The 22975-nt window shown below is 71.6% G+C and carries 21 protein-coding genes; 17 read left to right on the forward strand and 4 right to left on the reverse strand.

The window, feature by feature from the left end; genetic code table 11:
- Position 1: 1 nt before the first annotated feature.
- From KAG51_RS10670 to KAG51_RS10685, 4 genes are all read left to right on the forward strand, one after another.
- Positions 2 to 460, forward strand: a complete 459-nt coding sequence (locus KAG51_RS10670) for a PaaI family thioesterase (protein WP_290583453.1) — start codon at positions 2 to 4, stop codon at positions 458 to 460.
- Between the two features lie 117 nt (positions 461 to 577).
- Entirely contained in the window at positions 578 to 2101 is a 1524-nt protein-coding gene (gene adh, locus KAG51_RS10675) for an aldehyde dehydrogenase (RefSeq protein WP_290583455.1), read from the forward strand.
- 99 nt (positions 2102 to 2200) lie between these two features.
- Positions 2201 to 2608 carry a DUF779 domain-containing protein gene (locus KAG51_RS10680; RefSeq protein WP_290583457.1) on the forward strand — a complete coding sequence of 136 codons (408 nt, stop codon included), beginning with the start codon at positions 2201 to 2203 and terminating at the stop codon, positions 2606 to 2608.
- A gap of 50 nt (positions 2609 to 2658) precedes the next feature.
- Complete coding sequence (locus KAG51_RS10685; protein WP_290583459.1) at positions 2659 to 4278, forward strand: AMP-binding protein; 1620 nt, start codon at positions 2659 to 2661, stop codon at positions 4276 to 4278.
- A 6-nt stretch (positions 4279 to 4284) separates the two neighbouring features.
- Here the strand turns inward: KAG51_RS10685 and KAG51_RS10690 are convergent, their stop codons facing one another.
- On the reverse strand, positions 4285 to 4977 hold the full coding sequence (locus tag KAG51_RS10690) for an aspartate/glutamate racemase family protein (RefSeq protein ID WP_290583461.1): 693 nt from the start codon (positions 4975 to 4977) through the stop codon (positions 4285 to 4287).
- A 98-nt stretch (positions 4978 to 5075) separates the two neighbouring features.
- On the opposite strand from KAG51_RS10690, the gene KAG51_RS10695 reads away from it, so the two are divergent.
- The 3 genes from KAG51_RS10695 to KAG51_RS10705 all read left to right on the forward strand — a co-directional run bounded on the left by KAG51_RS10695 (position 5076) and on the right by KAG51_RS10705 (position 6826).
- Positions 5076 to 5198 carry a hypothetical protein gene (locus KAG51_RS10695; protein WP_290583463.1) on the forward strand — a complete coding sequence of 41 codons (123 nt, stop codon included), beginning with the start codon at positions 5076 to 5078 and terminating at the stop codon, positions 5196 to 5198.
- 10 nt (positions 5199 to 5208) lie between these two features.
- The gene (locus tag KAG51_RS10700; RefSeq protein WP_290583465.1) at positions 5209 to 6351 is read left to right on the forward strand and encodes a YihY/virulence factor BrkB family protein; all 1143 of its coding nucleotides are present in this window, start codon (positions 5209 to 5211) and stop codon (positions 6349 to 6351) included.
- A 79-nt stretch (positions 6352 to 6430) separates the two neighbouring features.
- The gene (locus KAG51_RS10705; RefSeq protein WP_290583467.1) at positions 6431 to 6826 is read left to right on the forward strand and encodes a cold-shock protein; all 396 of its coding nucleotides are present in this window, start codon (positions 6431 to 6433) and stop codon (positions 6824 to 6826) included.
- A 36-nt stretch (positions 6827 to 6862) separates the two neighbouring features.
- On the opposite strand, the gene KAG51_RS10710 is transcribed toward KAG51_RS10705, so the two are convergent.
- Complete coding sequence (locus KAG51_RS10710; protein ID WP_290583469.1) at positions 6863 to 8359, reverse strand: MFS transporter; 1497 nt, start codon at positions 8357 to 8359, stop codon at positions 6863 to 6865.
- Between the two features lie 61 nt (positions 8360 to 8420).
- On the opposite strand from KAG51_RS10710, the gene KAG51_RS10715 reads away from it, so the two are divergent.
- The gene (locus KAG51_RS10715; protein ID WP_290583471.1) at positions 8421 to 9428 is read left to right on the forward strand and encodes a DUF3027 domain-containing protein; all 1008 of its coding nucleotides are present in this window, start codon (positions 8421 to 8423) and stop codon (positions 9426 to 9428) included.
- 58 nt (positions 9429 to 9486) lie between these two features.
- The gene (locus KAG51_RS10720; RefSeq protein ID WP_290583473.1) at positions 9487 to 11058 is read left to right on the forward strand and encodes an MDR family MFS transporter; all 1572 of its coding nucleotides are present in this window, start codon (positions 9487 to 9489) and stop codon (positions 11056 to 11058) included.
- Positions 11059 to 11180: 122 nt separating this feature from the next.
- Here the strand turns inward: KAG51_RS10720 and KAG51_RS10725 are convergent, their stop codons facing one another.
- Positions 11181 to 11576 (reverse strand): DUF2530 domain-containing protein, encoded by a 396-nt coding sequence (locus tag KAG51_RS10725; RefSeq protein WP_290583475.1) that lies wholly within the window; start codon positions 11574 to 11576, stop codon positions 11181 to 11183.
- Positions 11577 to 11644: 68 nt separating this feature from the next.
- Here KAG51_RS10725 and KAG51_RS10730 point away from each other — a divergent pair, with 68 nt between their 5' ends.
- From KAG51_RS10730 to KAG51_RS10740, 3 genes are read left to right on the forward strand one after another with little or no spacing between them, the layout of a single operon-like run.
- Positions 11645 to 12673, forward strand: coding sequence for an esterase-like activity of phytase family protein (locus KAG51_RS10730; protein ID WP_290583477.1), 1029 nt, complete (start codon positions 11645 to 11647; stop codon positions 12671 to 12673).
- Between the two features lie 49 nt (positions 12674 to 12722).
- On the forward strand, positions 12723 to 14162 hold the full coding sequence (locus KAG51_RS10735) for an NCS2 family permease (RefSeq protein WP_290583479.1): 1440 nt from the start codon (positions 12723 to 12725) through the stop codon (positions 14160 to 14162).
- A gap of 16 nt (positions 14163 to 14178) precedes the next feature.
- Positions 14179 to 14700 carry a gamma carbonic anhydrase family protein gene (locus KAG51_RS10740; RefSeq protein WP_290583481.1) on the forward strand — a complete coding sequence of 174 codons (522 nt, stop codon included), beginning with the start codon at positions 14179 to 14181 and terminating at the stop codon, positions 14698 to 14700.
- A gap of 54 nt (positions 14701 to 14754) precedes the next feature.
- Here the strand turns inward: KAG51_RS10740 and serC are convergent, their stop codons facing one another.
- On the reverse strand, positions 14755 to 15864 hold the full coding sequence (gene serC, locus KAG51_RS10745; RefSeq protein ID WP_290583483.1) for a phosphoserine transaminase: 1110 nt from the start codon (positions 15862 to 15864) through the stop codon (positions 14755 to 14757).
- A gap of 164 nt (positions 15865 to 16028) precedes the next feature.
- On the opposite strand from serC, the gene KAG51_RS10750 reads away from it, so the two are divergent.
- The 5 genes from KAG51_RS10750 to KAG51_RS10770 are packed head-to-tail and all read left to right on the forward strand — an operon-like array spanning position 16029 to position 22960.
- Positions 16029 to 17978 (forward strand): Hsp70 family protein, encoded by a 1950-nt coding sequence (locus tag KAG51_RS10750; protein WP_290583485.1) that lies wholly within the window; start codon positions 16029 to 16031, stop codon positions 17976 to 17978.
- Positions 17979 to 17994: 16 nt separating this feature from the next.
- Positions 17995 to 19920 carry a dynamin family protein gene (locus KAG51_RS10755; protein WP_290583488.1) on the forward strand — a complete coding sequence of 642 codons (1926 nt, stop codon included), beginning with the start codon at positions 17995 to 17997 and terminating at the stop codon, positions 19918 to 19920.
- 29 nt (positions 19921 to 19949) lie between these two features.
- Entirely contained in the window at positions 19950 to 21152 is a 1203-nt protein-coding gene (locus tag KAG51_RS10760; protein WP_290583490.1) for a C39 family peptidase, read from the forward strand.
- A gap of 5 nt (positions 21153 to 21157) precedes the next feature.
- Positions 21158 to 21490: a hypothetical protein gene (locus KAG51_RS10765; protein WP_290583492.1), complete on the forward strand. Its 333-nt coding sequence runs from the start codon at positions 21158 to 21160 to the stop codon at positions 21488 to 21490.
- 3 nt (positions 21491 to 21493) lie between these two features.
- The gene (locus KAG51_RS10770; RefSeq protein WP_290583494.1) at positions 21494 to 22960 is read left to right on the forward strand and encodes a dynamin family protein; all 1467 of its coding nucleotides are present in this window, start codon (positions 21494 to 21496) and stop codon (positions 22958 to 22960) included.
- Positions 22961 to 22975: the final 15 nt, after the last annotated feature.

The following is a 22975-nucleotide window of genomic DNA, read 5'->3' on the forward strand; positions in this document are numbered from 1 at the left end:
CGTGACCGACACCCAGGACCCCGTCCTCGACCCCGCCGCGATGACCGGCTACGAGCAGCTTCTCGCGATGCGCGACGGCCGGATGCCGCCGGCGCCCATCTCCGCACTGGTCGGCATGATCGACTTCGACGGCGAGGTCGGGGCGATGCGCGTGGCCCTCGTGCCCGAGCAGCGTCACTACAACCCGCTCGGCACGGTGCACGGCGGAGTCATCTCGACCCTGCTCGACACCGCGGCGGGCTGCTCGGTGCACTCGACGCTCGGTGTGGGGGAGAGATACACCTCGCTCGACCTCACCGTGAAGTTCCTGCGTGCCGTCACGGCGCAGACCGGTCGCATCGAGGCGCGCGGCACGGTCCTGCAGCGAGGCCGGCGCACGGCGCTGGCCGAGGCGCAGATCCTCGACACCGAGGGGCGCCTGCTGGCGCACGCGACCTCGTCCTGCCTGATCTTCTCCTGACGCGGGCCCCGGCAGGGGTGCAACGTTCGGGCAACCCGGAGGCAACGAGCATGTGACTAGCGTCACGCTTGCCGCCAGGAGGCGGCTCTCCAACCCGATCACGCAGGAGTGGTTCGCATGGCCGTCTACGCCCAGCCCGGCACCGAAGGCAGTGTCGTCAGCTACAAGTCCCGGTACGACCACTGGATCGGCGGCGAGTACGTCGCCCCGGTCAAGGGTCAGTACTTCGAGAACGTCTCGCCGGTCAACGGCAAGGTCTTCACCGAGATCGCCCGTGGCACCGCCGAGGACATCGAGGCCGCCCTCGACGCGGCCCACGCCGCCGCCCCGGCCTGGGGCAAGACGTCGGTCGCCGAGCGTGCCGTGATCCTCAACAAGATCGCCGACCGCATCGAGGAGAACCTCGAGATGCTCGCGGTCGGCGAGACGTGGGACAACGGCAAGCCCGTCCGCGAGACGATGGCGGCCGACCTGCCCCTGGCCGTCGACCACTTCCGCTACTTCGCCGGCGCGATCCGGGCCCAGGAGGGTCACCTGTCGCAGATCGACGACGACACGGTCGCCTACCACTTCCACGAGCCGCTCGGCGTCGTGGGCCAGATCATCCCCTGGAACTTCCCGCTCCTCATGGCGGTCTGGAAGCTCGCCCCCGCCCTCGCGGCCGGCAACGCCGTCGTGCTCAAGCCGGCCGAGCAGACCCCGGCCTCGATCATGCTGCTGGTCGAGCTCACCGCCGACCTGCTCCCGCCGGGCGTGCTCAACGTCGTCAACGGCTTCGGCGCGGAGGCCGGCGCACCGCTCGCGTCCAGCAACCGGATCCGCAAGATCGCGTTCACCGGCGAGACCACGACCGGCCGCCTCATCATGCAGATGGCCAGCCAGAACCTCATCCCGGTCACCCTCGAGCTGGGCGGCAAGAGCCCCAACATCTTCTTCGAGGACGTCACAGCGGCCGACGACGCGTTCTACGACAAGGCGCTCGAGGGATTCACGATGTTCGCGCTCAACCAGGGCGAAGTCTGCACGTGCCCGAGCCGTGCACTGATCCAGAACTCGATCCTCGAGCAGTTCCTGCCGGCGGCCACCGAGCGCACCAAGCTGGTCAAGCAGGGCAACCCGCTCGACACCGACACCATGATCGGCGCCCAGGCGAGCAACGACCAGCTCGAGAAGATCCTCAGCTACTTCGAGATCGGGGTGCAGGAGGGTGCGCGCATCATCACCGGTGGTGAGCGGGTCGACCTCGGCGGCGACCTGTCGGGTGGCTACTACGTGGCCCCGACGATCTTCCAGGGCCACAACAAGATGCGGATCTTCCAGGAGGAGATCTTCGGTCCGGTCGTCTCGGTCACGGGCTTCGACGACTACGACGACGCCATGAGCATCGCCAACGACACCCTCTACGGTCTCGGCGCTGGCGTGTGGTCGCGCAACACCAACACGGCGTACCGCGCCGGTCGCGACATCCAGGCCGGACGGGTGTGGACGAACTGCTACCACGCCTACCCGGCGCACGCGGCCTTCGGCGGCTACAAGTCGTCGGGCATCGGACGGGAGAACCACTCAATGATGCTCGACCACTACCAGCAGACCAAGAACCTGCTGGTGTCGTACTCGGAGAACGCGCAGGGCTTCTTCTGAGCCGGCGCCCCTGAGCTGGTGCACCCCGGCCCCCGGCCGGGGTGCACCTCGTTCCCGACCTTCCCGACCGACCGCCCCGACCGCACTGCAGGAGCCGTGATGACCGTGGACCGCATCGCCATGACCGCCGACGCTGCCGACCTGCTGCGCGAGCTGCGGGCGTCGCACGGCAAGCCGCTGATGTTCCACCAGTCGGGCGGGTGCTGCGACGGTTCGGCACCGATGTGCTTCACGCAGGGCTTCTACATCGTCGGCCCCACCGACGTGCACCTCGGTGACCTCGACATCGGGCCGGACCCGGACATCGATCCGGCGGGCCTGGTGCCGGTGCACATCTCGCGGGAGCAGTTCGCATACTGGTCGCACACCCACATCACGATCGACGTCGTCCCGGGCCGTGGCGCCGGATTCTCCCTCGAGGGCCCCACCGGAAAGCGCTTCATCATCCGGTCGCGCATCTTCACCGAGGAGGAGGCCCAGCTGCTGGCGGAGGAGCCCGCCCGGTAACCCGCTGTTACGCTGCTGCGCATCCGGTCCTGGCGGCATACGGTCGGGACATGTCTCGAGGAACAGGTGGCCAGCTCGTGGGCGATGTCGGGTACAAGCTGAAGGTCCTGCGGCAGATCGGACTGCTCAAGGTCCAGCCGCCGCACCGTCTCCTCAAGGCCGGCATCAAGCTCGCCACGTGGGGGCCGGGCTTCCCGTCGGCGGCGGGAGCCGCAGCGGCCCGGTTCCCGAACCAGCTCGCGATCATCGACGACGCCGGGGAGATCACCTGGCAGGAGCTCTACGACGAGGTCAACCGTGCCACGGCCGCACTGGCGACCAAGGGCATCGGCGCCGGCGACTCGGTCGCGCTGCTGTGCCGCAACCACCGTCACATGGTCGTGGCGATGATCGCCCTGATGCAGCGTGGAGCGAAGGTGCTCCTGCTCAACACGATGGCCAGCGCCAACCAGCTCGGCGAGCTGACGCGCCGCGAGGGGGCCGGTCTGGCGATCGTCGACCAGGAGTTCCTCACCGTCGCCTCCGAGCTGGACCGTGACCAGATCCTCGTGGCCTGGGAGGACGACGACACCCACGGCCTGCCGACGCTCGCGAAGCTCGCCGCGGCGGAGTCGGCCAAGCCGCACAAGAAGCCCGAGCGCCCCGGCGGCATCGTGATCTTCACCTCCGGCACGACGGGTCTGCCCAAGGGGGCCAACCGCAAGGAGCCGGAGAACCTCGACCCGCTCATGACCTTCTTCGGGGCCATCCCGTACTCGGGCAACTCGACGGTCGTGCTGGCGGCGCCGTTGTTCCACTCGTGGGGGCTGCTGAACTTCGGCTTCGGCCTGTCGACCGTCCCGACCTACGTGCTGCGGCGCAAGTTCAAGCCCGAGCAGGTCCTGGCCGACATCGACCAGTACAAGGCCGACGTCCTCGTGGTGGTGCCGCTCATGATGCAGCGCCTGGTCGACGCCTCCTCGACGGCGGTCGAGAAGAGCGACGTCTCGAGCCTCAAGATCACCGCGAGCAGCGGCTCGGCGCTCGCGGGCGACCTGGCCAACCACTTCATGGACCTGTTCACCGACTCGGTCTACAACTTCTACGGCGCGACCGAGACCGGCTGGGTCTCGATCGCCTCGCCGCAGGACCTGCGCGCGGCGCCGGGCACCGCGGGCCGGGTGCCGTGGCGCACGATCGTCAAGATCCTCGACGGTGACGGCAAGGAGGTCCCGCAGGGCGAGACCGGGGTCATCTACGTCGGCAACGAGATGCAGTTCGGGGGCTACACCGACGGCAACTCCAAGTCGTTCGCCGACGGTCTGATGCACTCGGGCGACCTGGGCTACTTCGACGAGGAGGGCCGGCTCTTCGTGGCGGGGCGCGACGACGACATGATCATCTCCGGCGGCGAGAACGTGTTCCCCCGCGAGCTCGAGGACGCGCTGATCGAGCATCCGGCGATCACCGACGTCGTCGTCACGGGCATCCCCGACCCGGACTGGGGCCAGTGCCTCGCGGCCTACGTCGTGGTCAAGGACGGCGAGACGCTCGACCTCGACACCGTGGTGGCCTACGCCAAGGAGCGGGTCGCGCGGTTCGCGGTGCCGCGCAAGGTCAAGTTCCTCGAGGAGCTGCCCCGCAACCCCACGGGCAAGGTCATGAAGCGGGAGCTGCCCGACTTCGACTGAGCGTGCTCAGGGCGCGAGCGCCGCGGCAGCGGCGGCCTCGGCGTGCAAGCGGGTCGTCGGGAAGGTGGGGACCCGGGTCCACCCCGGCGTGACCAGCAGCTCGATCTCGGTGCAGCCCAGCAGCACGCCCTCCGCGCCGGCCGCGACGAGACGGTCGATGACCTCGGCGTAGGCCAGCCGCGACTCCTCGCGGACCACGCCCTGCACGAGCTCGTCGTAGATCACGTCGTGGACCAGGGTCCGGTCCTGCGCCGGCGGCAGCAGCACGCGCAGGCCGCGCCGGGACAGGTGGTCGACCAGGAACGGGTTCTCCATCGTGAAACGGGTGCCGAGCAGGCCGACGACGGTCACACCCGCGGCCTCGATCGCGTCGGCGGCAGCGTCGCCGATGTGCAGGAACGGGACCGAGAGGCGGGCCTGGATCGCGTCGGCGACGAGGTGCATCGTGTTGGTCGCGAGCACCACGAGGTCCGCGCCAGCCTGCTCGAGTCGGGCGGCGCGATCAGCGAGCAGCTGGCCGGCCTCGGTCCAGGCGCCGGCCGACTGCAGGGAGGCGACCTCGGCGAAGTCCAGGGAGTCCACGATGACGCGGGCGGAGTGGAGGCCCCCGAGGCGGTCGCGGACGGACTCGTTGAGGATCCGGTAGTACTCCGCGGTGGACTCCCAGCTCATGCCGCCGATCAGGCCGATGGTGCGCACCGTCCGATCGTGACACGTCGCCTCCCACGGCGTTCTCGTCGCCCTCGCCGGCACCGCGGGGGAACGCCGATCCGTGACCGGTGTGGCACGCTGATGCCGTGAAGCTCGCGTCCGCACCTGCCCTCGAGCCCCGCCTGGTTCGCCGCAGTCGCGCGGTGCTCGACGAGCTCGGTCTCGCCGCGGTCCTGCGCACCGCGCGCTGGCGCGTCGGTGCCGCATGAGGGGGCGCCGATGAGCGACGATCGCGACACCGACGCGCCCACGATCGGGAGGTTCGACGCGTTCCAGCGTCGTCACCGCCTGCTCGGCCTGCCCCTGGCGGTCATCTACAAGTACTTCGACGACCAGGGGCCCTATCTCGCGGCGATCATCGCCTACTACGCCTTCTTCGCGATCTTCCCGATCCTGCTGATCGGCACCTCCGTGCTGGGCTTCTTCCTGCAGGGCGATCCCGAGCTCCGTGACCGTCTCCTCGACACGGCGCTGAGCCAGTTCCCGATCGTCGGTGACCAGCTCGGACGCCCCGAGGGGCTCAGCGGCAGCACGACCGCCATCGTGATCGGTGTCGTGACCGCGCTGTACGGCGCGATCAACCTCGGTCAGGCGGTGCAGAACGCTGCGAACGTCGTGTGGGCGGTGCCGCGCAACAGCCGGGCCAATCCGTTCCTGCAACGGTTCCGCAGCCTGATCTTCCTCGCGATCGGTGGACTCGGGATCCTCACGATCGCGATCGCCAGCTCGGTCCTGGCCAACCTCGACAGCATCAACACCTCCTGGAGCGACGACCTGAACCGGGTCTTCGGCTGGGTGGGCTTCGCGCTGACGGTGGTGGTCTTCATGATGATCTTCCACCTCATCAGCGGCAGCCGGGCCACGTGGCGCCGGGTGCTGCCGGGGGCGGTCGTCACGGCGCTGCTCTGGCAGCTGCTGCAGGTGCTGGGCCAGGCCTACGTCTCCGGGGTCATCAACCGCGCGAGCCAGATGAACGGCACGTTCGCGCTGGTGCTCGGACTCATGGGCTTCATCTTCCTGGCCGCCCTGATGGTCGTGATCGGCCTGGAGGCGATGGTCGTGGTGGCGCGGCGGCTCTACCCGCGGGCCCTGCTGACGCCCTTCACCGACAACGTCGTCCTGACCGACGCCGACCAGCGGGCCTACATCAGCTACGCCAAGATGCAGCGGCACAAGGGCTTCCAGACGATCGAGGCCCGCTTCGAGGACACCGGCGAGCAGGCCGCCGTGGTCGAGCCGGCGGTCGAGACCGGCCCTGCGCCCGACGCCGCGCCCGAGACCGATCCCGTCCCACCGGTCCCGCGACCTGACGTCCCCGCGGTCGATCCCGCGCCGGCTCCCACGACCCGGTTGCCGCGCTGACGGTCCTGCGACCGTGCGCCACACGCGGGGGCACCCACTACAGTGGGGCATCGCACGATCCGACGACGAGAGGAACGACATGCCCACGGGCAAGGTGAGGTGGTTCGACGCCGCCAAGGGTTTCGGCTTCCTGTCGTCGGACGAGGGTGAGGACGTCTACGTCCATTCCGATGCGCTGCCGGCGGGAGTCGAGACGCTCAAGCCGGGCCAGCGGGTCGAGTTCGGCATCGCGCAGGGGCGCCGGGGCGATCAGGCGCTGCAGCTGCGGATCCTGGAGACCGCGGCGCCGGGGCGCAAGCAGGTCCAGGCCAAGCGCAAGGATCCCGAGCAGATGGTCGTGATCGTGGAGGACCTCATCCGCATGCTCGACGACCTGGGGGAGGGGTACCGGCACGGCCGTCACCCCGATGCCCGCAAGGCCAAGCCGGTCGCCCAGGTGCTCCGCGCCCTCGCGGGCGAGCTCGACCCGAGCTGAGGTCACGTCAGGCGTCGTGAGCGGCGCCAGGTGAGCTCAGGGCTGCGGCTCGGGATCGCCGCGATCGACCTCGACCGCGCGGCGGGGACCCTGACGCAGCTTGGCCACGACGAAGGCCAGCCAGGCCAGTCCGATGCCGGCCACGACGAGCAGGCCCAGGTTGACGCTCGCGTCGATCGTGAACAGGCCGATGCCGATCAGGCCCCCGGTGACCCAGCTGAGCTGGATCAAGGTCTCCGACCGGGCGAACATCGACGTGCGGACCCGCTCGGGGACGTCGCGCTGGATCAGGGCGTCGAGGCTGAGCTTGCCGAGCGACTGGCACAGGCCCGCCGTGAGGCCCAGCACCATCGCGGTGACCCAGCTGAGGGTCAGCGAGACGACGACCAGGACCGCGGTGTCGAGGATCAGCACGAACACGACGATCGCCTCGGGCGCGCGCGACTTGAGCACGTTGCCCACCAGCACGCCGACGGTGTTGCCCGCACCGGCGGCGCCGATCACGAGTCCGAGCAGGATCGTGGCGTTGCCGTTCCAGCCGAAGGAGTCCGGTGGTTCGCGCAGGACGAACGCCATGAAGATCGTCAGGAACCCCGTGATGAGCCGCAGGCCGGCATTGCACCGCAGGGCGTTCACGACACCCCGCGGTGCCAGGACGCCCGTGACTCCGTTGGCGGCCGTGAGGTCGATCTTGTCCTCGCCGTCGCTGGAGTCCACGCGCGGCGGCAGCAGCACCGCGAGCACGGTGCCGACGACGAACAGCACGAACGCGTAGCGCAGCGACCACTCGGCGCCGAAGTAGGCGGCTCCGACGGCCAAGGGTGCGGAGATCGCCCCGGCCGCGGTCCCGGTGAGGGAGATGCGGGAGTTCGCCTTGACCAGGGTCAGCTGCTCCGGCAGGAGCCGGGGGACCGCCGAGGCGCGGGTGATGCCGTAGGCCTTCGACGACACCAGGCACATCAGCGCGGCGATGAAGAAGGTGGCCGACTGATCGGCCACGGCGCCGGCCAGGACCCAGCAGCTGAAGGCGCGCACCGCCAGCGTCGCGCCGATGGCCCAGCGGCGTCCGCGCTGGAACCGGTCGAGGAACGGTCCGATGAGCGGCGCGACGATCGCGAAGGGCAGCATCGTCAGCACGAGGAACAGGGCGACCTGGCCGGTGGCCTCGCCCGTGGGGGCCGTGAAGAAGACGGTGCCGGCGAGCGAGATGGCGACGGCGGCGTCACCGGCGGTGTTGAACGCGTGGAGCTCCAGGAGCCGTGACAGGCCGGTCTCGCCGGCCCCCGAGGAGTGGGTGAAGCGGCGGGCGCGGACGAAGGCCCACTGACTTCCGCCGGCGACGGCGCGGCCCGTGCCGCGCACGACCTTGACGGCGGGTCTCGGTCCCGCAGGCGCCGCGTCGCGACCTCCCGGCCACGCCGGGTCGTACGGCTCGTCCTGGCCCGCGTCACGGCGGGGATGGGCCGTCTCGGGACGGTCGTGCGGAGGTGCCGCCGGCCGCGAGCGGCTGTCGTCGTCGAACGGGGCACCCATGTCACCCATCCTGCCTCACCCGTGTCGAGACCGTGTGGTGGCATGAGGGACAATCGAGCGCATGTCCGTCGAGCAGATGTTGCAGGCCGCCGATGCCTTCGCCCGTACGGTCGTGGCCGAGGCCGCGGGCGATGAGGTCGTCGGGTCCCACGTGCGGGCCGAGGTCGACGGCGACGGGCTGGTGTCGCACGTCTTCGAGGCCTTGCAGCCCGGATATCGCGGCTGGACGTGGGTCGTCTCGCTCACGGCGGTCTCGGCCGATGCCGATCCCACCGTCAACGACGTCGTGCTGCTCCCGGGGGCCGACGCCATCGTCGCGCCGCCGTGGACGCCGTACCGCGACCGCGTGCGCCCGGGCGACCTGGGGCCCGGTGACGTCCTCCCGCCCGAGCCCGACGACCTCCGGCTCGTGCCGGCGTGGTCGGCGGGCGACCTCGACACCGAGGTCGAGGGTGGCGCAGACCGTCTCGCGGCCCAGGAGCTGGCCGCGGGACGCAGCCTCGTGCTCTCGCTCGAGGGTCGCGACATGGCGGCGCAGCGCTGGCACGACGGCCAGGGCGGCCCGCACGTCGCGATCGCCCAGCAGGCGTCGGGCACGTGTCGCACGTGCGGCTTCCGCGTCGGACTGGCCGGCGCGCTGGCCGATCGTTTCGGGGTGTGTGCCAACGGCATGGCCAACGACGACGGGCGGGTCGTCGCCCTCGAGCACGGATGTGGTGCCCACTCCGGCGTGCGGCTCAGTCGCGCGGTCGCCGTCGCGGTGCTGCCGGACCCCTACTTCGACACGATCACCAACGACGTCGTCGCGCGCCCCGAGCCGGCGGCCGAGCGCGACGTGCCGGCCCCGGACCCTGCTGACCCGGAGCCGGCTGATCCGGAGCCGGTCGATCCGGCCTCGGCTGATCCGACCTCGGTGGAGCCGGGGTCCGACTCCGTCGAGGCGGGCTCCACCGCGGTCGAGACCGAGGCGCCGGCCGATCCGGAGGTCGCCCCGGTTCCCGCCGCGACCGACGCGGTCACCGAGGAGTCCACGTCGGCGACGGACGCCGGCGACCCCGACGCCTCCTGAGACAGCAGTCGCCCTCGGGCGACGAGACGGATCTGCGCGGCCGTAGTATGGTTGCATCGTGCAACAAGAAACTGCCTCCGTCGAGCTGAGCCACCGCGAGATCCTGCAGGTCCTGGTCGGCCTGCTGGCTGGCATGTTCACAGCGCTCATCAGCTCCACGATCGTGTCCAACGCGCTCCCCACGATCATCGCCGACCTGAACGGCTCGCAGACCCAGTACACCTGGGTCGTCACGTCCTCGCTGCTCGCGATGACGGTGTCGATGCCGATCTGGGGCAAGCTCTCGGACCTGTTCAACAAGAAGTCGCTGGTGCAGGTCGCGCTCGTGGCCTTCGTGATCGGCTCGATCCTGGCCGGGGCGGCGCAGAGCGTGCCCTGGCTGATCGCCTGCCGCGTGCTGCAGGGGCTCGCGATGGGCGGCCTGATCGCGACGTCGCAGTCGATCATCGGATCGATCATCCCGCCGCGCCAGCGTGGTCGGTACAGCGGCTACATGGGCGCCACGATGGCCGTCGCGACCGTGAGCGGACCCCTGCTGGGCGGTGTCATCGTCGACACCCCGGGGCTCGGCTGGCGCTGGTGCTTCTACGTGTGCGTGCCGCTGGCCGTCATGAGCCTCGTGGTCCTGCACCGTCAGCTGCACCTGCCGACGATCCGGCGCAAGGTGCGCCTGGACCTCGGCGGCGCGGTGCTCATCACGATCGCGGCCTCGCTGCCGCTCATCTGGGTCACGTTCGCCGGCACCTCCTTCGCCTGGTTCTCCCCGCAGACCGCGCTGTTCTGGGGCGTGACGCTCGTCGCCGCCGTGCTGGTGGTCGTGGTCGAGACCCGGCACCCGGAGCCGCTCCTGCCGATCGCGGTCGTGCGGGAGCGCACCACGGCCCTCGCGATCGTCGGCAGCATCGCGGTCGGCATGTCGATGTTCGGCGGGTCGGTCTTCCTGGGCCAGTACTTCCAGGTGGCCGGAGGCCACTCGGCCGCCTTCGCCGGTGTGCTGAGCATCCCGCTCATGACCGGGTCGCTCGTCGGCACGGTGCTCAGCGGTCAGCTCATCACCCGCTACGGGCGGTGGAAGCGCTTCCTCGTGGCGGGATCGAGCCTGCTGGTCGTCGGCCTGGCGATGCTCTCGACGGTCGACCACACGACCCCGGAGTGGCACGCCATGACGTCGATGGGCGTGATGGGGCTCGGCATGGGCATGCTGCTGCAGAACTACGTGCTCGCGGTGCAGAACACCGTGTCGGTCCGGACCATCGGTGCGGCGAGCGCCACGGTGGCGTTCTTCCGCTCGCTCGGTGGCGCGGTCGGTGTCTCGGTGCTGGGCGCGATCCTGGCCCACGACGTCAAGACGAGCGTCACCGACCAGCTCGCGAGCCGAGGCATCTCCGGGCCTGCGGCCGGCAGCGGCTCGCTGCTGGACCTCGACGCCCTGCCGGCCCCCGTCGTCGGCATCGTGCGCGCCGCGTACGGCGACGCGACGGGCCAGATCTTCGCGATCGCTGCGGTCGTCGCCGTCGTGAGCCTGGTGGCCGCGCTCTGCATCAAGGAGATCCCGCTGCGCACCACGATCGACCGCGCGCCCGAGAACGAGGCCGAGCGCGAGGACGAGGTCGCGGTCCCGGTGGCCTGACGCCCCCGGTGGGACGCAGTCTGAGGGTTGGTGGTTGCTGTGCGACCGACTCTGAGGGGTTGAGGGTGCCCGGGCACCCTCAACCCCTCAGACTCGGTCAGCCGGCGCGACCCACGGGGGTGTCAGGCGCGGCGCTGGCCGGGACGTCGCGCGAGCGCGTTGCGTCGCCGGCGGCAGTACTCGATGCCGATGCAGCCCAGGCCGAAGCCGGCGACCGTGGTCCAGAACCACCAGTCGTCGCCCTGGTCGCGCAGCGTGCCCAGGAAGGGCAGCAGGGCGATCGCGGCCACGGCCCACAGGACCGTGCCGACGACCATCGTGCGGACGCCGTCGACGTCCATCGGCTCGACCTCGGCGACCTTGTGGGTCGTGCGACCGATCTCGAGCTCGACGATGTCGGGGCGCCCCAGCTCGTGACGACGCGCCGCCCGCTCCAGGCGCTCGCGCTCGCGATGGCCGAGCTTGCGCTCGATCGTCTCGGGGCCGTCCCCGGGAAGCACCTGACCGTCGTCGCTCACGAGGCCCACCCTACTCGTGAGGCTCCGGCGGCACGGCCCGACGGCCCTGCCTGTCATGCTGGTGCTCGATGAACCCCCGCCACCGCCGGTTGCTGATCCCGGGCCTGCTGATCGCGCTGCTCGTCGTGGTCCTGCTGGCCTCGCTGGTCGGCCGGGCCGGCGCCGCGACCACGAGCCAGGACTCGGACGCGGACCCGGCCTCGACCAGCGTCGCGTGCACCGTCGACGACCCGCGGATCGACGAGCAGAGCGGACTCGCCGTGAGTGCCACGCACGCCGGCACCGCCTACGTCATCAACGACTCCGGCAGCGAGCCGGAGGTCTACGCGCTCGACCTCGAGACGTGCGACGTCGTCGGCGTCACCCAGATCGAGGACGTTCCGTGGCGTGATCCCGAGGCGCTCGCGCTCGACGGCGACGGTACGCTCTGGATCGCCGACACCGGTGACAACAACGCCGTGCGCGACGACGCGATGCTGTACTCCCTGCCCGAGCCCGGGCGCGCCGACGGGCAGGTCACGCCCGGCGTCCACCCCGTCGCGTTCGCGACGGGCCGCGAGGACGTCGAGGCCCTCCTGGTCGATCCCACGAGCTCGGCCACGTGGGTCGTCACGAAGGGGTGGCTGGGCGGCGAGGTCCTCGCCCTGCCGGACGACCTGCCCACCGACGCCGTGAGCACCGCGACGTCGACCGGGGTCGAGGTGCCGCTGCTCGTGACCGATGCCGCGATGACCCCCGACGGCCGCTACGCCGTCGTGCGCACCTATCTCGACGCGACGCTCTACGACGTGCGCGCCGACTTCGCCGCGGTCGGGTCGATCAGCCTGCCCACGCAGCCGCAGGGCGAGACGATCGCGGTCGAGCCCGACGGCACCAGCGTGCTCGTCGGCTCCGAGGGCGTGGGCGAGCCGCTGTACCGGGTCCCGCTCGTGACGCCCGAACCCGTCGCGCCGGCTGACGCCACCGCGCCCGCCAGCGACGACGTCGACGCGGCCTTCGGACCGTTCGGCTCGGCGACCCTCCCGGTCCTCGTCGGTGTGACGATCGTGTGTCTTCTGGCCGGGTCGCTTCTCCTGGCTCGGCGGCGTCGGCCATGATGCTGTGCGGCGCCGGGGCGGCGTCGCACCGGCGCACCTGAGGAGCAGCATGGCCACCGCGGTTGACGACTACTTCAAGATCTCCCAGCGGGGTTCGAGCGTGGCCCGGGAGGTGCGCGGCGGCGTCGTGACGTTCCTGACGATGGCGTACATCATCGTGCTGAACCCGATCATCCTCGCGGGCGTCGCCGACGTCGACGGCAACTACCTCGGCGGCGGGTCCGAGCCGGGCTCGGGCTTCGCCACGATCGCGGCCTGCACCGCGCTGATCGCAGGACTCCTGTCGATCGCGATGGGCGCCGTCGCCAACTTCCCGCTCGCGATCGCCGCCGGACTCGGGCTCAACGCCTTCGTGGCCTACTCCGTGGCCTCGCAGATGACGTGGGCCGACGCGATGGGCCTCGTGGTGCTGGAGGGGCTCGTCATCCTCGTGCTGGTGCTGACCGGCTTCCGGAAGGCGGTCTTCGACGCCGTGCCGACCCAGCTCAAGACCGCGATCGCGGTCGGGATCGGCCTGTTCATCACCCTGATCGGGCTGGTCGACGCCGGATTCGTGCGCACGACGGGCATTCCCGCGCCGCCGATCGGCATCGGCATCGGCAACACGCTGTCCGGCTGGCCGGTCCTGGTCTTCTGCATCACCCTGCTCGTGATGTTCGTCCTGCACGCGCGCCGCGTGCCCGGTGCGATCCTGATCGGCATCGTGTTCGGCACCGCGCTCGCGGGCCTCGTGCAGGCGCTCACCGACACCCCCGGTGGTGGCGGCGACCCGACCTCGACGGGATGGAACTTGAACGTCCCGTCGTGGCCCGACTCGGTCTTCGACGTGCCCGACTTCAGCCTGCTCGGCAATTTCAACCTGCTCGGTGGCTTCGACCGGATCGGCATCGTCGCCGCGTTCCTGCTGGTGTTCTCGCTCCTGCTGGCCGACTTCTTCGACACGATGGGCACCATGACCGCGGTCGGCGCCGAGGCCGGTCTCAACGACGACGAGGGCACCCCGCCCAACGCGCAGCGGATCCTGATCGTCGACTCGGTCGCGGCGGCAGCCGGTGGAGCGGCCGGCGTCTCGAGCAACACGTCCTACATCGAGTCGGCGTCCGGCGTCGGCGACGGCGCCCGCACGGGGCTGGCGTCCATCGTGACCGGGGTCCTGTTCCTCGTGTCGACGCTGGCGGCGCCGGTCGTCCAGCACATCCCCAGCGAGGCCGCCGTGCCCGCCCTGGTGCTCGTGGGCTTCCTCATGATGACCCAGGTCAGCGGCATCGACTGGGACGACGTCGAGATCGCTCTGCCGGCGTTCCTCACGATCGCCCTGATGCCGTTCACGTACTCGATCACGGTCGGGATCGGTGCCGGGTTCGTCACGTACGTGCTGCTCAAGGTCGCCCGGGGCAAGGCGGCCGAGCTGCACGCCCTGATGTGGATCGTCGCGGGCCTGTTCGTCGTGTACTTCGCGATCGACCCGATCACCCGGTGGCTGACCTGACGTCTACCGTGGGGCCATGTTGATCGATCTGGGTGAAGGCCGTCGTCCCTCCGTCCCCGAGTCCGCCTTCGTGGCGCTGAACGCGACGCTCGTGGGCTCCGTCGAGCTGGGGGAGGGGGCCAGCGTCTGGTACTCGGCGGTGCTGCGGGCCGACAACGCGCCGATCACGATCGGGCGCGACTCCAACGTGCAGGACGGCTGTGCGTTCCACGTCGACCAGGGCAAGCCCGTGACGCTCGGCGCGGGCGTCTCCGTGGGTCACAACGCGGTCGTGCACGGCGCCACGATCGAGGACCACTGCCTGATCGGCATGGGGGCGGTCGTCATGAACGGCGCGGTCATCGGCGCCGAGTCGCTCGTGGCCGCCGGCGCCCTCGTGACCGAGGGCATGCAGGTGCCGCCACGCTCGCTCGTGGCCGGGGTGCCGGGCAAGGTGCGCCGCGAGCTCACCGACGACGAGGTCGCCACGCTCCACCGCAACGCCGTGATCTACACCGAGCACCGCGAGCTCCACCGCGGCGCCACCCAGGTCGACTGATCGGCGCGGGGGACGACCGAGTCTGAGCGATCGTGGCTCCTGGCCGTCGCGACCTCAGCCGAGGTTCGCCACGACGTGGTCGATGCAGGCCGTCAGCGCGCTGACGTCGTCGGGCTCGATCGCGGGGAACATGCCGATGCGCAGCTGGTTGCGCCCGAGCCCCCGGTACCCGTCGACGTCGACGATGCCGTTCTCGCGCAGCGCCGCCGACACCTCGGCCGCCTCGACCCCCACGAGGTCGATCGTGCCCACGACGTTCGACCGCTCGGCCGGGTCCGGCACGAAGGGGGCCGTGTAGTCCCGCGCCTCGGCCCAGTCGTACAGACGCGCGGCGGAGTCGGCCGTGCGGGCGGCCGCGAACGCCAGGCCACCGCGGCCGTTGAGCCAGGAGACCTGCTGCTCCAGCAGGAACAGCGTGGCGAGCGCGGGGGTGTTGTAGGTCTGGTCCTTGCGCGAGTTGGCGATCGCGGTCGGCAGGTCGAGGAAGCCCGGGACGTGCCGACCGGACGCCGTGATCTGCTCGGCGCGCTCGATCGCCGCGGGCGACATCAGGGCGATCCAGAGCCCGCCGTCGGACGCGAAGGACTTCTGCGGCGCGAAGTAGTAGACGTCGGTCTGGCTGACGTCGACCGCGAGACCGCCCGCCGCCGACGTGGCGTCGACCAGCACGAGTGCGCCGGGGTCGGCCCCGGGGACCCGCTCGACCGGCACCCACACCCCCGTCGAGGTCTCGTTGTGGGCCCAGGCGTAGGTGTCGACACCGGCGACGGCCTCGGGCGCGGGACGCGTGTGCGGGGCCGACTCGCGGATGTCGGGATCGTCGAGGAACGGCGCGGCCGCGACGGCCTTCGCGAACTTGCCGCTGAACTCCCCGTGCACGAGGTGCTGGGCACGGTTCTGCACCAGCCCGAAGGTCGCGGCGTCGAAGAACGCGTGGGAGCCGCCGACCCCGAGGACCACCTCGTAGCCGTCCGGCAGGGCGAAGAGATCGGCCAGCCCGGTACGGATCGCGCCCACGAGATTCTTGACGGGTGCCTTGCGGTGCGAGGTGCCCAGGAGGTCCGTGCCGGTCGCGGCGAGTGCGGCGAGGGCTTCCGGGCGCACCTTCGAGGGGCCCGAGCCGAATCGGCCGTCGCGCGGGAGCAGGTCTGCGGGGATCTTCACGAGTCCATTGTCGCGCGGCGGCCCGCTTGCCGGGGGGAGCGGTCCCCGTTGTCCGGCCCGTCGCGCGGCGATATACCGGTCATGAGCCGCACCCGCCCGCAACGGTTAGGGTGCTGCGAGACAGCGCAGACCGGCCGGGGCCGATCGGATCGAAGGGCGGCGGCATGAGCACGTGGCGACTCGCGATCGACTTCGGCACGTCGAACTCCACCGCGGCGATCCAGCTCGAGGGCCGCGATCCGCAGACGGTGCGCCTGACCGACGGCGGTGACGTCATGCCGTCGGCGGTCTTCGCCGATGCCGGCGGGCTCACGGTCGGCGTCGAGGCCACCCGGCGCATGCTGCTCGACCCGAGCGCCTTCGAGCGCAATCCCAAGCGACTCGTGGGCCAGCGCGTCGTGCAGCTCGGCGGCACCGACCGCGAGGTCGTCGACCTCGTCGCCGCCGTCCTGCGCACCGTGACCCAGCGGGCGTCGCGCGTCGCCGGGGGCGGCCGACCCTCGGAGCTCACGCTCACGTATCCGGCGGGCTACCAGCGTGCGCGTCGCGACGTCCTGGTCGAGGCTGCCGAGCGCGCGGGCTTCCCCCGGTCGGCGGTCGGGCTGCTGCCCGAGCCGGTCGCCGCGGTGTCGCGCTACGCCCAGCACGCGCCGTTGCCGCCGGGTGGACGTCACCTGTGCGTCGTCGACGTCGGGGGCGGCACGGCTGACATCGCCGTGCTGCGGGTCACGGGCGAGGCCGGGCGGCCGTTCGAGGTCGTCGCCACGGCCGGTCGCCCCGACCTCGGCGGCGGGCTGTTCGACCTGCGGCTCGAGGGCCTGGTCCTCGACGCCGTGCGCGCGGGCGGCCACACCGACGTGCTCGCCGCGCTCGAGAGCGCGGCCGGTCTCGGCGCGCGTCGGGCGCTGCGGGAGCAGGTGGCCCAGGCCAAGCACGCGCTGTCCGAGAGCGAGTCCACGACGGTGCCCGTCGTCACGAGCGGCGGCACCGCCACCGTCACGATCACCGCGGAGGAGTTCGCCGAGTCGATCGCCGACGACGTCGAGCAGATCACGGCGCTGACGATCGAGGCCTGTGCCCGGGCCGGCCTGCAGCCCACGGAGCTCGCCACGGTGTACCTGACCGGCGGTGCCTCCCTCGTACGCCCGCTGCAGACGGCGCTCGCGCGGGTCGTGGGCCAGCCCGCGGCGACGCTCGACGATCCCAAGCTCATCACGTGCCTGGGGGCCCTGTCGCCGCTCGGCCGGCAGCTGCGCGAGCCCGCCATCGCCCCGATGGCAGCACCGGCGGCCCCGGCACCGGCACCCGCCCCGGCACCCGCACCGGCAGCCGCTCCAGCGCCGGCGCCTGCCCCGGCCCCCACGCCAGCCCCGGTCGCCGCCGAGACCACGGGGGGCATCCCGGCGGTGCCCGCCGCCACCGGCCCGGTGGGCGGTGGTCCGGGCGCTCCCCGCGGCCCGCGGCCCACGGACCCGCGCCGGCGCCGCTCGGTGCTGATCGGCGTCGCGGCCGCGGCGCTCGTCCTGGTCGGTGGAGGGATCGCCGCCGCGGTCACGATCCTGGGCGGCGACGACGCACCCACGCCGCAGACCTCGAGCGACGCCGAGCCCACCCGCGACGCCGTGACCGACGGGCCGGTCCAGGACCCCGAGTGCTCCGCGAGCCCCGAGCTCAGCGACGAGGAGTGCACGCTGCTCAACGACGCCCTGGCGGCCAACGCCCCGCTGTCGCCGGCCGACTGCGCGAGCATCGATCCGCAGGACGCGCAGGTCGCGATCGGGTGCTTCCCCGCCGACGACCCGGACGCCGACTTCACCCCGCAGAACGTCAACGTCTACGGCTACGGCGATGCCACCACGATGGACGACGTGTTCCAGGCCGTCATCGACGACGAGGGACTCTCCGGGCCCCAGAAGCTCTCGGGAGCGCCGGGATGGGGCACGTGGAACTACGAGGGCGAGGGCGAGGATGCCGGGCGCGTCCTGCTCCAGTACAGCGAGGAGTCCGGCACGAGCTACGTCGCCTGGACCGACACCGAGGCGCTGCTGGAGATCTGGGCCTCGGCCGAGGACAACCAGCTGCCGGAGCTGTACCAGTGGTGGGCCTCGTCGTGATGTGCCGGCCCGTCCGATGACCTCGGCCCGCACGGCGCTGGCGCCCGACCGCCCGAGGCTCACGGCCGCCCAGGGCCGTGCCGTGCGGTCGACGGTCATGGCGCTCAAGGGCACGGAGTTCGAGCCGTGGGCCCAGGCCATGTCGTCGGCGCTGGCCGTCTCGGCCCCCACGGTGCCGTCGGCCGTCGTGGTGGGTGAGGTCAAGCGGGGCAAGAGCACCCTGGTCAACGCGATCCTCGGCCAGCCGGACCTCGTGCCCGCAGGGCTCGGGGTCGTCACCGCCGGCTTCGTCCGGGTCGGGCCGCCCACCGACGACCTCGTCGAGGGGCAGGCCCGGGTGCACCTCGCCGACGGCACGACCCGGCAGGTCGGGCTGGTGGCCGCACGGGAGGTGGCCGTCACCGGCAGCACCGGCAGCGAGGACGACGCCGCCTTCGTCGGCATCTCGATCGCCCACGACTCCGAGGTCCTCCCGGGCGTGGCCCTGGTCGACACCCCGGGCATCGCGGGCCTGACCCAGGGGCACGCCGAGCTCGCGGCCCTGGCCGCCAGCCAGGGCAGCGTCCTGGTCGTCGTGACTGACGCGGGCCAGGTCCTGACCCGTCCGGAGCTGGAGTTCCTGACCGAGGTCTCCGCGAAGGTCGAGCAGGTCGTCTTCGCCCTGACCAAGATCGACCAGTATCCGTCGGGCTGGGAGGAGGTCATGGCCGAGAACCGTGACCTGCTGCGCCGGCACGCGCCCCGGTTCGCCGAGGCCCCCATCTGCCCCGTGTCGGCCACCGTGGCGCTCGAGGTCGCGGCGCTCGAGCAGGGCGGCCTTGATCCGGGCGAGGCGGCTGACCTGCGCGAGTACGCGGGCCTCGACGTGTTGGCCGGCGCGATCCGGGAGCGACTCGTCTCCCCGGCCTCGATCGCCGTGGCCAACGCCCTGCGCTCGGGGCTCTCGGGGATCGAGCGGTACGAGGAGAAGCGGCGCCGCACGATCGAGGCCCTGGAGTCCGCGGGTCAACAGGTGCCCGAGCTCGACGCGCTCGTCCAGCGGCTGCGCGGCCTGCAGGAGCAGGGCGACCGGTGGTCGCTCGACCTGAACTCCGACTCCAGCGTGCTGCGGGCCGACGTGCTGCACCGTGCCTCCCAGCAGCTGGCGGCCGTCCGGCAGCAGTGGGTGGCCGTCGCGCACGAGCGACGCTCCGAGAATCCCGAGAAGGTCGTCGAGGAGGTCGCGCTCGCGCTCACGGCGCAGCTGCGCGCGATCGTGACGGGGGCGATCGGCGAGTTCACCGACGGCTTCCAGGGCCAGGCCGAGCAGCTGTTCGGCTCGATCGGTCGTGACCTGGCCACGGCGGTGCGCCTCGACCCCGATGTCGACGACCTCGCGATGGCCGAGGTCGCCGAGGCCGAGTACAGCGGCAGCTTCGACGCGACTCTCGCGAGCACCGCGATGATCGGCTCGAGCATGGGCGGTCTGGTCGCAGGCCTGATCGCCCCCGCCATCATCGCCCCGGTGTTCTCGATCGTGGGTGGCGCCGCGTGGTACCTCGTGAACTACCGCGCCCGACGGGCCCACAACCTGGAGCGCCTCGTCACCCAGACCGCCGCGACCGCGGTGAACCGTGCCGAGACGCACCTGCGCTTCGCGGTCGACCGGGCTCGCACCGTCATGCTGCGCGACGTCACGATCGCCTTCCGTCACGAGCTGAAGGCCGCGCTCGACTCGGCCAAGACCGAGCTCGAGGCGGCGAGGCGGTCCGCGGCGGAGACGCCCGAGCGCCTGCGGCGCGAGGTCGCCAACGAGACACGCCACCTCGAGGCGTTGCGCGCACAGCGCGAGGAGCTGCAGGCTGTCATGGACGAGGCGCTGCGGCGGCGTCCCGCGACGGCCGCGCGAACCGACCAGGAGGGCTCGGGAACAAATCCGTCCCCCGCCACGTCTGAGACGTGACGGACCACCCCAGCACCGAGGAGCCCACGATGTCCGACCCGAGTGACGACCTGATCGGCAACCAGCAGTTCGACGACCTCGACGGTGACGGTGTCGTCGACACGGTGGTCGAGTACTTCGACGACAACTCGTCGATCGCGACGTACGACACCGACGGTGACGGCAAGGTCGACGCCGCCGACATCGACTCCGACGGCGACGGCAAGGTCGACCTCGCCGTGATCGACCTCGGCAACGGTCAGGTCGGCGTCTACGAGGACCCGGGCGACACCTCGGCGCAGCCCACGGTCGTCGACCTGGAGCAGGCCACGGAGCTGGCCCCCGACCTGGTCGACAGCTTCGGCGACGAGCTGGGCGAGTCCGAGTTCCAGCAGACCGGATTCGGCGACGACGATGACGACGATGAGAAGAAGGGCTCCGACGGCCCGACGAGCTGGTTCGCCGACGGCGAGACCCAGGACGACGACGACACCAAGAACATCGACTTCGACGACGACGACGATGACGACCAGGACGACGACGGCAAGCACCCGCAGGGCGATCCCGACAGCACGAGCCTCGTGGGTGACCCGTTCGGCGACGCCGAGCTCTGGTTCGAGCAGGCCGTCAACGGCACGTGCGCCCCGTCGGCCATCGCGCAGATCGTCTCGGAGTACACCGGCCAGACCTTCACGAACGAGGAGGAGTTCGCGACCTGGGCGGTCGAGAACGGCGTCATGGAGGTGCTCCCCGACGGCACCACGACCGGCATGTACGCCCCGGACATCGTCGACATGCTCGAGGCCTACGACGTCCCGGCCGAGCTCGAGGACGGACTGGAGATCCAGGACCTCAAGGAGATGCTGGCCGACGACGTGGGCGTGGCCGTCATGGTCGACGCCGACGAGTACTGGGGCCCGATGTACGGCTACGACCCGGGTCCGGAGAACAACGCAATCAACCACATCGTGATGCTCACCGGCATCGACGAGGACAAGGGTGTCGTGTACGTCAACGACACCGGCACGCCGGACGGTGAGGCCATGGAGATCCCGATCGAGTACTTCGAGGACGCGTGGGAGGACGGCAACAACCAGGCCGTCGTGTGTGACGAGCCGGCTCCCGACACGGCCGCCTCCGCGGTCGGCTCGGGCCTCCCGCAGTCGGACGCGGTCTCGTCGCTGCTCGACGGCAAGTGGGCCATGCTGCCCGTCGTCCTGCGGGGCGACGAGGTCGCGGCGGCCAGGGCCTGATCGCGATGTCGGACCACCTGCCGATCGCCCCGGTCCCGGAGTCCACGTGGCTCCGGGCCCTCGCCCACGCGCTGGACCCCGAGGCCGAGACGTCCGAGGAGTCCCTGGTTCCCGACGACGACCCGGTCGGTGACGCGGCCGACGCGATCGACGCCGGCGACGACCTCGACGATGACGACGATGCGGACCAGAGCGACGACGACGCGCCAGTGGTGCTGGACCACGATCACGACCCCGGGGCCGACGGCTGGGACGACGCCCCGTGGTCGCCCGACCAGGACCCTACGTCCGAGGCCGCTGGTCACCACGACCTGCATCACGACGACGGGATCGGGTGACGGGTGACGACGGTCGTGCAGCGGGTCGACGCCCTGCTGCGGCAGATCGAGACCGTGGCCAGCCCCGCCGTCCGGGAGGTCACGGCGCGCCGCCGGGCGGCCCTGCCGGATCCGCTGCGCCTCGCCGTGGTGGGGCGGGTCAAGGCCGGCAAGTCGACGCTCGTCAACGCCCTCATCGGGCGCCGGATCGCGCCGACGCGGGCCGGTGAGTGCACCCGGGTCGTCACGTGGTTCGAGTTCGGCTCTCCCGACGGCGCGGCCGTCGTCCACTGCCACGACGGGCGGGAGATCGCGATCTCCCTCGTGGACGGACGTCTTCCGGAGGACCTCCCCGTCCCGGTCGAGGAGGTCCGGCGGCTCGTCGTGCGCCTGCAGTCGGCCCCGTTGCGCGGCCTGACCCTGATCGACACCCCGGGTCTGGCGTCCTTGACCCCCGAGAGCGAGAGCGCGACCCGCTCGGCGATCCTCGGGGACTCCTTGACCTCGCAGCACGCGAGCGGTGACGCCGATGCGGTGCTCTTCGTGTTCCGCCAGGAGCAGCGCGAGGACGAGGCGGAGTTCCTGACGCAGTTCCGGGCGGCGTCGGGTGAGATGAACGGCTCGGCGGTCAACGCGATCGGCGTGCTGTCCCAGGCCGACCTGCTGGCCGACGCGGCCGCGGACGACCCGTTGCGGCCGGCGCGGGACCAGGCGCGCCACCTGGCGGTGTCCCGGGCGGGCGAGGTCGGCGACGTGGTCCCCGTGTCCGGACTCCTGGCCGAGACCTCCCGCACCGGACGCCTCCGCGAACGTGACGTCCTGGACCTGGCCGCCCTGGCCGACGTCGCCCCGGTCCGGTTGCGCACGGGAGTCGGTCTCGACGCGGTCCTGCCCGCCGAACGGGTGCGCGACCTCCAGGAGAAGCTGGGCCCGTTCGGCCTCGAGGCCGGGCGGCTCCAGGCCGGAGACGGCTCGGAGACGTTCGCCGAGTGGCTCGGCGACGTCTCGGGCCTGGCCGGACTGCAGCGCCTGCTGCGCGACCACGTGCAGGCGCGCGCCGGGGGGCTCAAGGCCCTGCGCGCCCTCGACGCGGTCGAGCGTGCCGCACGACACAGCGGGGCCGACCAGGTCGTGCTCGACCTGGTCGAGCAGGCGCTCGTGGCGCCGGAGCTGCAGATCGTGCGCGAGATCCAGGCCATCGGCATGCTGCGCTCGACCCGCGTCGCGACCGACCTGATCCCCGAGCTCGAACGGCTCAGTCGCACGACCCACCCGGCCGAGCAGCTCGGGCTGGGCCGCGACGCCCCCGCGGCGGAGGTCGCCTCGGAGGCGCGGCGTCGCTCCGGCGAGGCGCAGTCGCGGGCCACCTTGGCACTGGCTCCCGGCGAGGCCGAGGCGGCGCGGGTGCTGGCCCAGTCGTACCGCGCCATCGCGCACCGTGCCGAGCTCCCGCCCGTGCCGCCGCCCCCACCTCCGCCACCGGCCCCCTAGATTCCGACCGCCCGA

The organism is Aeromicrobium sp., from assembly GCF_023146395.1.
Lineage (GTDB): Bacteria > Actinomycetota > Actinomycetes > Propionibacteriales > Nocardioidaceae > Aeromicrobium.